Annotated in this window: 12 protein-coding genes; 6 read left to right on the forward strand and 6 right to left on the reverse strand. The window is 67.9% G+C overall.

The window, feature by feature from the left end; all coding sequences use genetic code 11:
* Positions 1 to 13: 13 nt before the first annotated feature.
* Complete coding sequence (locus KTJ87_RS04920; protein WP_267137986.1) at positions 14 to 466, reverse strand: MarR family winged helix-turn-helix transcriptional regulator; 453 nt, start codon at positions 464 to 466, stop codon at positions 14 to 16.
* Between the two features lie 58 nt (positions 467 to 524).
* On the opposite strand from KTJ87_RS04920, the gene KTJ87_RS04925 reads away from it, so the two are divergent.
* On the forward strand, positions 525 to 1,220 hold the full coding sequence (locus KTJ87_RS04925; RefSeq protein ID WP_267137987.1) for an HAD family hydrolase: 696 nt from the start codon (positions 525 to 527) through the stop codon (positions 1,218 to 1,220).
* Positions 1,221 to 1,272: 52 nt separating this feature from the next.
* On the opposite strand, the gene KTJ87_RS04930 is transcribed toward KTJ87_RS04925, so the two are convergent.
* The 3 genes from KTJ87_RS04930 to gatB all read right to left on the reverse strand — a co-directional run bounded on the left by KTJ87_RS04930 (position 1,273) and on the right by gatB (position 5,106).
* Positions 1,273 to 3,141: an AAA family ATPase gene (locus tag KTJ87_RS04930; RefSeq protein ID WP_267137988.1), complete on the reverse strand. Its 1,869-nt coding sequence runs from the start codon at positions 3,139 to 3,141 to the stop codon at positions 1,273 to 1,275.
* Positions 3,142 to 3,235: 94 nt separating this feature from the next.
* Positions 3,236 to 3,367: a hypothetical protein gene (locus tag KTJ87_RS04935; protein WP_267137989.1), complete on the reverse strand. Its 132-nt coding sequence runs from the start codon at positions 3,365 to 3,367 to the stop codon at positions 3,236 to 3,238.
* A gap of 227 nt (positions 3,368 to 3,594) precedes the next feature.
* Positions 3,595 to 5,106 carry an Asp-tRNA(Asn)/Glu-tRNA(Gln) amidotransferase subunit GatB gene (gene gatB, locus KTJ87_RS04940; protein WP_267137990.1) on the reverse strand — a complete coding sequence of 504 codons (1,512 nt, stop codon included), beginning with the start codon at positions 5,104 to 5,106 and terminating at the stop codon, positions 3,595 to 3,597.
* Positions 5,107 to 5,345: 239 nt separating this feature from the next.
* Between gatB and KTJ87_RS04945 the strand changes: the two genes are divergently transcribed.
* Genes KTJ87_RS04945 through pdeM form a run of 3 tightly spaced genes read left to right on the forward strand, consistent with a single transcriptional unit; the run spans position 5,346 to position 9,178 of the window.
* The gene (locus KTJ87_RS04945) at positions 5,346 to 5,924 is read left to right on the forward strand and encodes a transglycosylase SLT domain-containing protein (RefSeq protein WP_267137991.1); all 579 of its coding nucleotides are present in this window, start codon (positions 5,346 to 5,348) and stop codon (positions 5,922 to 5,924) included.
* A 43-nt stretch (positions 5,925 to 5,967) separates the two neighbouring features.
* Positions 5,968 to 8,430: a ligase-associated DNA damage response DEXH box helicase gene (locus KTJ87_RS04950; protein WP_267137992.1), complete on the forward strand. Its 2,463-nt coding sequence runs from the start codon at positions 5,968 to 5,970 to the stop codon at positions 8,428 to 8,430.
* 40 nt (positions 8,431 to 8,470) lie between these two features.
* Positions 8,471 to 9,178, forward strand: coding sequence for a ligase-associated DNA damage response endonuclease PdeM (pdeM, locus tag KTJ87_RS04955; RefSeq protein ID WP_267137993.1), 708 nt, complete (start codon positions 8,471 to 8,473; stop codon positions 9,176 to 9,178).
* Here the strand turns inward: pdeM and KTJ87_RS04960 are convergent.
* Positions 9,133 to 9,915 (reverse strand): LytTR family DNA-binding domain-containing protein, encoded by a 783-nt coding sequence (locus tag KTJ87_RS04960; protein ID WP_267137994.1) that lies wholly within the window; start codon positions 9,913 to 9,915, stop codon positions 9,133 to 9,135. The two genes, pdeM and KTJ87_RS04960, sit on opposite strands and share 46 nt — an antisense overlap.
* Positions 9,916 to 10,021: 106 nt before the next feature.
* Between KTJ87_RS04960 and KTJ87_RS04965 the strand changes: the two genes are divergently transcribed.
* Entirely contained in the window at positions 10,022 to 10,450 is a 429-nt protein-coding gene (locus KTJ87_RS04965; protein WP_267137995.1) for a PaaI family thioesterase, read from the forward strand.
* A gap of 15 nt (positions 10,451 to 10,465) precedes the next feature.
* Here the strand turns inward: KTJ87_RS04965 and KTJ87_RS04970 are convergent, their stop codons facing one another.
* Positions 10,466 to 11,839, reverse strand: a complete 1,374-nt coding sequence (locus KTJ87_RS04970) for an L-serine ammonia-lyase (RefSeq protein ID WP_267137996.1) — start codon at positions 11,837 to 11,839, stop codon at positions 10,466 to 10,468.
* Between the two features lie 221 nt (positions 11,840 to 12,060).
* On the opposite strand from KTJ87_RS04970, the gene rpiA reads away from it, so the two are divergent.
* Positions 12,061 to 12,849, forward strand: a complete 789-nt coding sequence (gene rpiA, locus KTJ87_RS04975; protein ID WP_267137997.1) for a ribose-5-phosphate isomerase RpiA — start codon at positions 12,061 to 12,063, stop codon at positions 12,847 to 12,849.
* Positions 12,850 to 12,865: the final 16 nt, after the last annotated feature.

Genomic DNA, 12,865 nt, shown 5'->3' on the forward strand with positions numbered 1-12,865 from the left:
CCCGGGGGCGCGCTCAAAGCTGCTTGAGTGCCTCTTCGCCTTCGACCAGCCGCGCCAGCAGCGCGGTCAGGTGTCCGGCGTCGTCCGGCCCAAGCTTGGCCTCCATCGCCGCGTTGTTGGCCAGCGCCAGCGGCGTTCCCTCTTTCAGCCGACGGGCGCCGAGCGTTGTCAGCGCCACCTCGGTCGTGCGCCTGTCGCCGGTGCCGGACCGCCGCGCGATCAGCCCCGCATCCTCCATCTGCCGCAGCGCACGGCTGGTGGCAGTGCGGTCGATGCCGACGAAGCCCGCGATATCGGACGGCTGCGTCAGGTCCTCGTTGCCAACCGCCAGCAGCACGCACCAGGTGATCCGCGTCAGCCCCAGCGCGCGCAAGCCCTCGTCGAGCCTGCGTTCCTGGATCCGGGCGGCCAGGGACAGGTGATACCCGAGCGAGTCGTGAAGGCGGTAGCGTGGTCCGGTCAACATGGTTTGCACTGTCAATTACTGCTAGGGGCAAGTCAACGCGGGGCGAAAGGATGACGTCATGGCACGAGGCATCGGGGGCATCCTCTTTGACAAGGACGGCACGCTGTTCGACTTCCGCGCGACGTGGGAGCCTTGGGCAAAGGCGCTTCTGGACGAGGTGTCGGGGGGAGATACGGCGCGGGCCGAGGCGCTGGGGGATGCTGTCGGCTTTGACCTGGCGGCGGGGCGGTTCAGGCCCGGCAGCATCGCCATCGCAGGCACGCCCGAGGATGTGGCGTCGCGGCTGGTGCCGCATCTGCCGGGGGCGACGCTGGCGGGGCTGGTCACCCGGATCAATGCGCTCGCCGCCGTGGCCCCGCAGGCGGAAGCGGTGCCGCTGGTGCCGTTCCTGACCGGGTTGCGGGCGCGCGGGCTGGCGCTGGGCGTGGCGACGAACGACGCCGAAGGGCCTGCGCGGGCACATCTGGCGGGCGCGGGCGTGGAGGACGCGTTCGACTTCATCGCAGGGTATGACAGCGGGCACGGCGCGAAACCGGGGCCGGGGATGGCGCTGGCCTTTGCAGGGGCGGTGGGCGTGGACCCGGGGCGGATTGCGATGATCGGGGATTCGACGCATGACCTGCACTGCGCGCGTGCGGCGGGGATGGTGGCGGTGGCGGTGCTGACCGGGCCAGCAGAACGCGCGGCGCTGGAGCCGTTGGCGGACGCGGTGCTGGACAGCATCGCGGGGCTGGAGGCGTGGCTGGACGCGTAGGGCGGGATTTATCCCGCCACGGTCGAGCATGGGCGGCGGGACAGGTCCCGCCCTACGCCTCCAACGCGGCGCGGATGGCGTCGCGCAGGTCGCTGGCCTTGTCGTGGTTGTAGGGCGTGTGGTCAGGGTCAAAGACCTCCAGCGCCGCCTCGACATGCGCCAGCGCGGCTTCCAGACGCGGGCGCGGGTCGGTCGTGCTGTCGTGTTCGGCGATGGCTTTCTCGGCGATCGCCATGTTCTCCCGCGTCATGGCCCAGTCCACCGGATGATCGGCGCGGGTGCGGACGGTCAGCGCGTCGCGATACGCCTCCACCGCCTCTTCCAGCAGCGCCGCGCCCTCCGGCCCGCCGGTGCGGGTGCCCTGGTTCTGGAGCGCGATGGCGAGGTTGTTCTGGGTCATGGCCCAGCGCACCGGATGGTCTGCGCGGGTGCGGACGGTCAGCGCGTCGCGATAGGCCGCGACCGCCTCTGCCAGCAGCGCCGCGCCCTCCGCCCCGCCGGTGCGGGTGCCTTGGTTCTGGAGCGCGATGCCGAGGTTGTTCTGGGTCATGGCCCATTGCACCGGATGGTCCGCGCGGGTGCGGACGGTGAGCGCTTCGCGATAGGCCGCGACCGCCTCTGCCAGCAGCGCCGCACCCTCCGCCCCGCCGGTGCGGGTGCCCTGGTTTTGGAGTGCGAGGGCGAGGTTGTTCTGGGTCGTGGCCCAGTCCACCGGATGGTCTGCGCGGGTGTGGACGGTCAGCGCGTCGCGATAGGCCGCGACCGCCTCTGCCAGCAGCGCCGCGCCCTCCGCCCCGCCGGTGCGGGTGCCTTGGTCTGAGAGCGCGTTGGCGAGGTTGTTCTGGAGCTTTCCCCAAAGTTTTCCGTCCAGACGGCATAGTTCGTCCGTCGCTGCGCTTCGTGCAATCTCGGCTGCTCGAGCCAATCCCGGTCCTCCATAGCGTATCCCATGCCGGTATAGCGGGTCATTGTATGCCAACCGCCGCCGCGCCGGTTCCAGCGGGTCCACGGCGGCGAAGCTGTCGGCGGCGGCGGCGTAGAGCAGATAGGCCTGTTCCACCCGCCCGCGCAGCAGGGCGTTCTCGGCGCGCAGTTCCGCTGTCTTCGCGGCCTCTTCCAGTTCCACCTCCTGCACGCGGGACAGGATTTCCTCGACCTCTTCCAGATCGACCCGCGCGATGGCGTCTTGGGCTGCGGCCTTGAGGTTCGACAGCCGCTTCAGCCCGTCGTCGATGGCATCGACCTCGCGCTTGAGCGCGCGGTATTCGGTCGCCTTGTCGGTCAGAAGCTGCCGAAGATCGGCGTCGGAGCGGTCATGGGCATCCGCGATCCCGAAGCGGGCGGCGAGGAGTTCGAGCACGTCGCGGCTGGCCCCGCCGACATTCTCGATGGCCTCTCTCAGTTCGGCGATATCGGCGCGGAGATCAGCAAAGCCGTCTTGCAGGCTGCGCTCCAGCTCGACGACGGATTCCTGCACGAAGACCTTGTGAAAATCCTCCTCCAGCCGAAGCTCTTCGTAGGCGGCAGAGAGGACGCCCCTGATGATCCCCGGCACGCCGTCGTCCTGAGGGACGGTGACCTTTGCGAAGACGATGTCGTAAAGCGCATCGGGAAAGTTGCCGCGGATTTCGGCATCCTTCAGGTGGCGGGGTTCGATGGCCACCCGTCCGCGGTTTTCCTTGAGGAGTTGAAGCGCGGCCCGGATCCCGCGTTCGGAGACGCCCTGCCGTTCGATTTCCTTGATGGCCCGGTCCACCGCAGCCCGCTTGCGTTTCGCTGGGCAGCGGTTCAGACGGTCCATCCCCCATGCCACGAGAACGGCGAGCGATGTGAGCGGCGCAGCGGCCGTCATGCCCAGAAGACCAAGCCCCGCGACGCAGAAGCCGACGCCGTGCTCGGCCAGTTGCTGACGATCACTCATGAGTGCACCCACCTCTGCATCAGGTGCAGGATACGGGATCGGCAGTCTCGATCAATCCAAAGCGGTGGGTCGGCGGGATAAATCCCGCGCCGCGTCACTCCGCCGGGTGGTGCCGCGTCTTGCCAAGCTGCCGGTCGATGCGCGCCTCGTTGCGCCGCAGCAGCAGGTATCCCGCGCCGATGACGGCGAAGGCGATGACCGGGACGAGGAATTCATACAGCGTCATGGCGAGGGCACCTTTCGCGACCTGCGCAAGATATGATGCGCGGCGACGTGAAATGCCAGTCCTGCCGCGCCCCACCACAGGGTCAGCCAGCCGAGCGAGAAGGGGTTCTCGGTCAACGGGCGCAGCACGGCAAAGCCGATCAGCCCCAGGCCGAGCGCGTTGGAAAAGCCCGACAGCAGCTTGACCCGTTTTCGTTGTGGACGGCGATCAGGTCGCGCTCCACGCCGTCACAGGCCCAGCTTGGCCGCCACCAGATCGTTGACCGCCTTGGGGTTGGCCTTGCCGCCCGTGGCCTTCATCACCTGGCCGACGAACCAGCCCGCAAGCTTGGGGTTGGCCTTGGCCTTCTCGACCTGGCCGGGGTTGGCGGCGATGACCTCGTCGACGGCGGCCTCGATGGCGCCGGTGTCGGTGACCTGCTTCATGCCGCGGTCTTCGACGATCTGCGCGGGGTCGCCGCCTTCCGTCCAGACGATCTCGAACAGGTCCTTGGCGATCTTGCCGCTGATCTCGTCACGGCCCAGAAGGTCCAGGATCGCGCCGAGTTGCGCGGCCGAGACGGGGCTTTCGCTGATGCCGAGGTCGTCCTTCTTGAGCCGCCCGAACAGCTCGTTGATGACCCAGTTCGCGGCGGTCTTGCCGTCGCGGCCGCGCGCGACGTTCTCGAAGAACATCGCGCTTTCGACGTCCGCCGTCAGGACCGACGCGTCGTATTCGGTCATGCCGTAATCCAGCACGAAACGCGCGCGCTTCTCGTCGGGCAGTTCGGGCAGGGACGCGGCGATGTCGTCGACCCAGGCCTGTTCGATTTCCAGCGGCAGAAGATCGGGGCAGGGGAAGTAGCGGTAATCATGCGCCTCTTCCTTGGACCGCATCGACCGCGTCTCGCCCTTGTCGGGATCGTAGAGGCGGGTTTCCTGCACCACCTCCTTGCCGTCCTCGATCAGGGCGATCTGGCGGCGGGCTTCGTACTCGATCGCGGCCTGGATGAAGCGCATCGAGTTCATGTTCTTGATCTCGCAGCGGGTGCCGAGATGGCTGAAATCCTGCGTCTCCTGATACCGCTCGTAATCGCCCGGACGGCAGACCGACACGTTCACGTCCGCGCGCAGGTTGCCGTTCTGCATGTTGCCGTCACAGGTGCCGAGATAGCGCATGATCTGGCGCAGCTTGACGACATAGGCCGCCGCCTCTTCGGGGCCGCGGATGTCGGGGCGGCTGACGATTTCCATCAGCGCGACACCGGTGCGGTTCAGGTCCACGAAGGACATGTTGGGGTCCATGTCGTGGATCGACTTGCCCGCGTCCTGTTCGATGTGGATGCGTTCGATCCGCACCAGGCGGGCGATGCCGGGAGCCATGTCCACCAGCACCTCGCCCTCGCCGACGATGGGGTGATACAGCTGGCTGATCTGGTAGCCTTGGGGCAGATCCGGGTAGAAGTAATTCTTGCGGTCGAAGGCCGAGCGCAGGTTGATCGACGCCTTGAGGCCGAGCCCGGTGCGCACCGCCTGTTCGACGCAGAATTCGTTGATGACCGGCAGCATCCCCGGCATCGCGGCGTCCACGAAGGCAACGTTGGAATTCGGCTCGGCGCCGAACTGCGTCGAGGCACCCGAGAACAGCTTGGCCTTGGATGCGACCTGCGCATGGACTTCAAGGCCGATGACAAGCTCCCAGTCGTGCTTGGCGCCCTGGATGACTTTCGGTTTCGGCGGCTCATAGGTGAGGTCGAGCATGGGTGCGGCCTTTCGCTGATCGACAGCGTTCTAGGTCAGCGCGGTGCCGGGGGCAAGGCTGGCCAGGACCCCGTTGAGGGGGGCGGCGCAGGTCCTTGGGGTGCCTGCGCGCTGCGTTTCAAGCGGCCGTTCCGGCAGACTCCCGCCGATGCGCAGCCAGCAGAGTCGCCCGGGGGCGCGTTTCGGGCTAAAGCCGACGTGCCGGGCGCAGAGGTCCGGTGCTTTCGCGATGACCCTTGATGAAACCCCTCCTGATCGTTCTGTCCCTTGTGTGCGGCTTGTCCGCCTGTGCGTCTCCTGGTCCAAAGACGACCGAACCGGCCAAGCCGCCGGTGATGCGCTGGGATTTTCGCCCCGATGCGGCGATCTGGACGACGGCGACGCTGGGCGCGCTTTCAACCCACGGCGAGGCGCTGCCGGGCATGATCCCCGCAGACATCACGGAATGGTGCCCCGATTATGCGAACCGCAGCGCAAGCGACCGCGCCGCGTTCTGGGCGGGCCTGATGTCGGCGCTGGCCAAGCATGAAAGCACCTGGCGGCCCGAGGCCGTTGGCGGTGGCGGGCGCTGGTTCGGGTTGGTGCAGATCGATCCGCGGACGGCACGCGCCTATGGCTGCGCTGCGCAGTCGGGCGAGGCGTTGAAGGACCCGCAGGCGAACCTGTCCTGCGGTGTGCGGATCGCGGCGGCCCAAGTCTCGCGACGCGGCACCGTGTCGACCGGGATGCGCGACTGGGGCCCGTTCCATTCCGCCGAAAAGCGCGCCGAGATGTCCGCCTGGACCCGCGCGCAGGACTATTGCTCGGTCAAGAGCTGACCGCACTGGCCTCGCGGTCCCTCGCGCCTTATCTGCGGGGACGATGAACGATCCTTCCGCCTCGCCCCTGTTGCCGCCCCGCTTTGCCGACTGGTTCGCGCAGCGCGGCTGGGCGGCGCATCCCCATCAGATCGAGATGCTGGAGCGTGCGGACGACCCGTCACTGTTGCTGATCGCGCCGACGGGCGGCGGCAAGACGCTGGCGGGGTTCCTTCCTACGTTGGTGGACCTGTCGCAAGGCGACCACGACGGGCTGCACACGCTCTATGTCTCACCGCTCAAGGCGCTGGCCGCCGACATCCGCCGCAACCTTGGCACGCCGATTGCCGAGATGGGGCTGAACATCCGCGTCGAGGACCGCACCGGCGACACCAGCGCCACGCAAAAGCGCCGCCAGCGGGTCGATTCGCCGCATATCCTGCTGACCACGCCCGAAAGCCTTGCGCTGCTGACCTCCTACGAGGACGCGCATCGCATCTTCGGGGGCGTGAAACGGATCATCGTCGATGAAATCCACGCGCTGGCGGAATCGAAGCGCGGCGACCAGTTGATGTTGGCGCTGTCGCGGGTGCAGGCGATGGCACCGGGTCTGCGGCGCGTCGGGCTGTCGGCCACAGTCGAGGACCCCGCCGCCATCGCGTCCTTCCTTGCGCGCCATCCCGATCCCTGTCCGATCCTGCACGCCGATCCGGGGCCGGAACCGGACATCGCCATGCTGGACACCGACGATCCGCCGCCCTGGGCCGGGGGCGGCGGGCGCTATGCGATCCCGGCGGTGCTGGAACAGGTCAAACGCCACAAGACGACGCTGATCTTCCACAACACCCGCGCGCAGGCCGAGATCTTCTTTCACGAGTTGTGGCTGCAGAACGAGGACGCGCTGCCCATCGGCATTCACCACGGATCGCTTGCCCGCGAACAGCGTGCGAAGGTCGAGGCGGCGATGGTCGCAGGAGAGTTGCGCGCCATCGTCTGCACCGGGTCGCTGGACCTTGGCATCGACTGGGGCGACGTGGACCTTGTGATCCAGGTCGGTGCGCCCAAGAACGTCAAGCGGCTGGTGCAGCGGATCGGGCGGGCAAATCACCGTTACAACGCGCCGTCCAAGGCGCTTCTGGTGCCCGCCAACCGTTTCGAGATTGTCGAATGCGTGGCTGCGCTGGGCGCGGTGCGCGACCACCAGCTTGACGGCGACCCGCGCGGGCCGGGGCCGCGCGACGTTCTGTGCCAGCACATCCTGATCCGCGCGGCGGCGGGGCCGTTCAAGGCAGAGGAACTGTTCCAAGAGGTCAAGACGGTCGGCGCCTATGCCCGGCTGAGCCGCGCCGCCTTTGACAACTGCCTCGATTTCGTCGCCACCGGTGGCTACGCGTTGCGCGCCTATGATCGCTGGCAGCGGCTGAAACAGCGGGATGATGGGCTTTGGGAGTTGCGCGATCCCCGCGCCACCCGCCAGATCCGCATGAACCTTGGCACCATCCAGGACACCGATCTTCTGAAGGTGCGGATGCGCGGGCGGGGCGGCGCGCCGCTCGGCGAGATCGAGGAAGGCTTTGCCGCCACGCTGACCCCCGGCGACACGTTCCTCATCGGGGGCCGCGTCGTGCGCTACGAGGGCCTGCGCGAGATGACCGTCGAGGTCAGCAACCGCCCCGACAAGACGCCCAAGATCGCGACCTTCATGGGCACGAAATTCGCCACCTCGACGCAGCTGTCCGACCGCATCCTGCACATGTTCCGGCAAGAGGCGTGGCCCGAATTGCCCGGCCACACCGCCGAGTGGCTCGCGCTGCAGCGGCGGGTGTCGAAACTGCCCGAACGCGACCGCATCCTTGTGGAAAGCTTCCCTGACATGGGCCGCGAATACACCTGTGTCTACGGCTTTGCCGGGCGCAACGCGATGCAGACGCTGGGGCTCTTGCTGACGCAGCGGATGGAGGCGGCGGGGCTGAACCCGATGGGGTTCGTCGCCACCGATTACGCGGTGCTGATCTGGGGGCTGGACCGCGTGACCGATCCCGCGCCGCTGTTCGATGCGGTCGGCCTGCGCGCGGCGTTCGAGACATGGCTGGGCGGCAACGCGGTGATGAAGCGCACCTTCAAGGCCAGCGCCGTGATCGCGGGGCTGATCGACCGGCAGACCGGCGGGCAGAAGAAATCCGGCAAGCAGGCGACATTCTCGTCCGACATCCTCTATGACACGCTGCGCCGCTATGACCCCGATCATCTGATGCTCGACATCACCCGCGAGGAGGCGCTGAAGGGGCTGGTGGATTTCGGCCGCATCGAGGAGATGCTGGCGCGCACGCAAGGCCGGGTCGATCACCTGACCCTGTCGCGGGTCACGCCGCTGGCCGCGCCGCTGTTCCTTGAGCCGGGCCGTGTGCCGGTGGACGGCGCGGCGACCGAGCGGCTGCTGGCGGAAGAGGCGGAGCGGCTGATGACGACGGCGGGGCTGGATACGGTCGAGCCAAAGCCGGGGCGGGCGTGGCGCGTGCCCTACTAGGGGCTTGCCCTGACGGTTCGGACAAGGCTAGGAACGAAGCATGAACGGGTGCGAGATCACGTTGGCGGGCGTCCCGCTGGTGGCGCGCGGGACCGGCGCGCTGTGGTGGCCGGGCCGCGCGCTGCTGGTCGTGTCGGACCTGCACCTGTGCAAATCCGAGCGGGTGGCGCGGCGGTCGGGCCAGATGCTGCCGCCCTACGAGACGCGCGATACGCTGGCGCGGCTCGACGCCGAGATCGAGGCGCTGGCCCCGAAAATCGTCGTCTGCCTTGGCGACAGTTTTGACGACCGCGCCGCGTCCGAGGCGTTGCCCGAAGCGGAACGCCTGTGGCTGATGCGGCTGATGGCGGGGCGGCGCTGGGTCTGGATCGAGGGCAACCACGACCCCGGCCCGCTGGCGCTGGGCGGCACGCATCTGGCCGAACTGCCCGAGGCGCCGCTGACCCTGCGCCACATCGCGCGGCCCAGCGCGTCAGGCGAGGTGTCGGGGCATTATCACCCAAAGGCGGTGCTGGCGGCGCGCGGGCGGCAGGTGTCGCGTCCCTGTTTCCTGCACGATGCCGACCGGATCGTGATGCCCGCGTTCGGCACCTATACGGGCGGCCTGCGCTGGGATGCGCCTGAGTTGCGCCGCCTCATGCGGCCCGAGGCGCATGCCGTGCTGACCGGTCCTACGCCGCACCGCGTGCCGATGCCGGGCGCTCAGGGGGCGGGGGGGAAGCCTGCTGCCTCGACCGAGTCTCGATAGGTCCGGCTGACCGGCAGGACCGTGCCGTCGGTCAGCCTCACGGTGGCCTTTTGCGGGCCCATGTCCGCGTGCCTGACGGCCGCGCGTGCCACCCAATGCGAGCGGTGGATGCGCAGGCCGTCCAGCCCCTCGAGTTCCTCCAGCGCGTCCGAGAACCGCAAGAGCACCGTCTCGGGCCCGTGGTTCGTGCGCACCGTGACGTAGTGGCTGCGCGCGCTCAGGGCCAGGATGTGCGCATCACCGCAGGCCAGACGGGCAAGCAGGCGCGGCGCGGCGACAGGCGGTGGCGGAACGGGCGCCGGGACCGATGCCTCCTCGGACAGGATCATCACTGTGGCGGGTATGGCGCCTGTGCGGTGCAGGAACAGGCGCAGGGCCCCCAGCGCGGCGGACACCAGGGCCACCGACATCACGATGCGGGGCACCTCGGGGCGGACCCCGAAGATCGACGCATCCAGCGCGATGACGATGGGGGTCATCAGAAGGAACATGCCGCCGGTCACGAACGCGACGCGCCGCGCCTCGGAGCGGCCTGGCACGATCTGCGCTGCAAGGACGCGCAGCATCGTCACGAACAGGATGGACAAGCCGATGACCAATCCCCAGAACAGCGCGGACTGAATCAGGATGGATTTGTCGTAGGTTCCGAAGGGTCCGGCGATCACGAGGATCGGGGTCAGTCCCGCCCAGATCAGCAGGACCTCCTTCCGCAGGAGCGACGCCTTTACAATGGCCAACCAATTAAACATTGAGTCTTATCAACTTACCCGCGAGCATTTTGGTGCCTAGAGCATTCATGCATAATCGACAATAGGTTGTATGACATCTCTGGGAGGAGTCACGATGCAGATTGTCTTCGATGGCTGGGAAAGCAAGTTGCGAACCAGCTTTGCGCGTCAAAGCATGATGGACACGCTTGGCGCGCAGATGGTCGATCTGGCACCGGGGCGGGTCACGCTTGCGGCGCCGATCCGCGAGAACGTGCGCCAGCAGCACGGCTATGCCCATGCCGCGATGGCCTTTGCGCTGGGCGACAGCGCGGCGGGCTATTCTGCGTTGTCGCTGATGGCCGAGGCGGACGAGGTGCTGACCGCCGAAATGAAGATCAACCTTCTGGCTCCCGCCGATGGCGACCGGATGGAAGCGGTGGGCGAAGTGGTCAAGATGGGGCGGCGGCTGGTCGTGGTGACGGCCACGGTGCGGGTCGCCAAGGGCGAGGTGTGGCGCGATATCGCCATCCTGCAGGGCACGATGGTGCCGATGTCGGGCTGACAGGAGCCAACCGCATCAGCAGTTGGGCACGTTCACCGCCAACCCGCCCAATGCGGTTTCCTTGTATTTCTCGCTCATGTCCGCGCCGGTCTGGCGCATCGTCTCGATGCAGGCATCCAGCGGCACAAGATGCTGGCCATCGCCGCGCAGGGCAAGCGAGGCGGCGCTGATGGCCTTGATCGCCCCAAGCGCGTTGCGCTCGATGCACGGCACCTGCACCAGCCCGCGCACCGGGTCGCAGGTCATGCCCAGATGATGCTCGAGCGCGATCTCGGCGGCGTTCTCGACCTGCTCGGGCGTGCCGCCCATGACAGCGGCCAATCCGGCGGCGGCCATGGCGGCGGCGCTGCCGACTTCGGCCTGGCAGCCGCATTCCGCTCCCGAGATCGAGGCGTTGTGCTTGACCAGCCCGCCGATCGCGGCAGCGGTCAGCAGGAAATCGGGCAGCCGGTCATGCGAGGCGCCCGGCACATGATCCAGCCAGTAACGGATCACCGCAGGCACGGTTCCGGCCGCGCCATTCGTGGGCGCGGTGACGACCTGCCCCCCGGCGGCGTTCTCCTCGTTCACCGCCATCGCATAGGTCGCGATCCAGTCGTTGATCTGGTGTGGCGCCGCAAGGTTCAGACCACGCTCTGATTGCAGGCGCTCGTGGATCGCGGCGGCGCGGCGGCGCACGTTCAGCCCGCCGGGCAATTGGCCCTCGGTCGACAGGCCCCGGTCCATGCAGTCGCGCATCACCTGCCACAGCTTGCGCACGCCGCCGTCGAGGTCCGAGGCAGAGCGACGGGACAGCTCGTTCGCGCGCTTGAGCTGGGCGATGGACTTGCCTTCGGAGGCGCACATCGCAAGCATCTCGGCGGCGGACTTGAACGGATAGGGGACGGGCGCGCCGCCGTCGGTGTCCTTGCCCTGCGCAAGCTCGTCTTCGGTGAGGACGAACCCGCCGCCGACCGAGAAATAGGTTTCCTGCAGGATCACGTCGCCCTGCGCGTCCGTCGCCATCAGGATCATCGCGTTGGCGTGGCCGGGAATGGGGCGGTCATAGTCAAAGACCAGATCGCCGCGCGGATCGAACACCAGCGGCGACAACCCGTCGGGCCTGACGGTGTTCTGCACCGAGATGCGCGCCAGTTCGGCGTCGGCGGCCTCGGCGTCGTACTCCTCGGGCGTGAACCCTGCCAGCCCAAGGATCACCGCGCGGTCGGTGGCGTGGCCCTTGCCGGTGAAGGCCAGCGAGCCGTGCAGCGACGCGCGCAGCCCGTGCGCGGTGAAGGGCGAGGCGCGCAAGCGGTCGAGGAATCGCGCGGCCGCCACCATCGGCCCCATGGTGTGGGACGAGGACGGGCCGATGCCGACCTTGAACATCTCGAACACGCTGAGGAACATCGCGACTCTCCGTTGGGGGCCTGTGTGGACGTGCGGCGCTTGCCAGAGGGTAGGGCGCCGGGCAACGCGTTGACACCCTCTGTCGCATGGTGCGCCCGCGCGGCGGGTTCCGAATGCGACCATCCGCGCACGGCAGGGGACATCGGGGCAGGGCAATTCGCCCCTCGCACCCCGCCGCCCCTTTGCCTATAAGCGGGCGAGACCTGAGGGGAGCCTGCGCCATGTCCGGAGATCTGTCGCCCATCGACACCGCAAAGTTCGTCGCGGCGAAGCGCGCGGTGGAGTATGTCGAGGACGGCATGCGGGTCGGCCTTGGCACCGGGTCCACGGCGGCGTGGATGGTGCGCTGCCTGGCCGAGCGGATGCGCGAGGAAGGCCTGCGGATTCGCGGCGTGCCGACCTCGACCCGCACGGCAGAGCTGGCGCGCAAGCTGGGCATCCAGGTGATCTCTCTCGACGAGGCCAAGTGGCTTGATTTGACCATCGACGGCGCGGACGAATTCGATCCCAACCTCAACCTCATCAAGGGTGGCGGTGGCGCGCTGTTGCAGGAAAAGATCGTGGCCACGGCCTCGGACCAGATGATCGTCATCACCGACGCGTCCAAGCGTGTCGAGGCGCTGGGCAACTTTCCCCTGCCGGTCGAGGTGATCCCCTTTGGCTGGCAGACCACCAAGGCGCTGGTCGAGGAAACGCTGGCAGGGCTTGATGTGCTGGGCGACAAGGCCGCGCTGCGTCTGAACGGCGATGCGCCCTATGTGACGGACGAGGGCAACCACATCCTCGATCTGCACCTGCACCGCATCGGCAACCCGCGCCAGACCGCGCTGGTGCTGAACCAGATCCCCGGCGTCGTCGAGAACGGGCTGTTCATCGACATCTGCGACGTGGTGGTGATCGGCTATGGCGACGGGCGCGTCGAGGTGACCGACATCAACGAAGGCACCCGCGAGCAAAGCCAGATCGAACTGGCCGAGAGCACGAACCTGTTCTCGGACCTCGGCGACTGAGAGCAGAAGGGCAGGG

The sequence above is a fragment of the Anianabacter salinae genome (genome assembly GCF_019061145.1).
Taxonomy (GTDB): domain Bacteria; phylum Pseudomonadota; class Alphaproteobacteria; order Rhodobacterales; family Rhodobacteraceae; genus Anianibacter; species Anianibacter salinarum.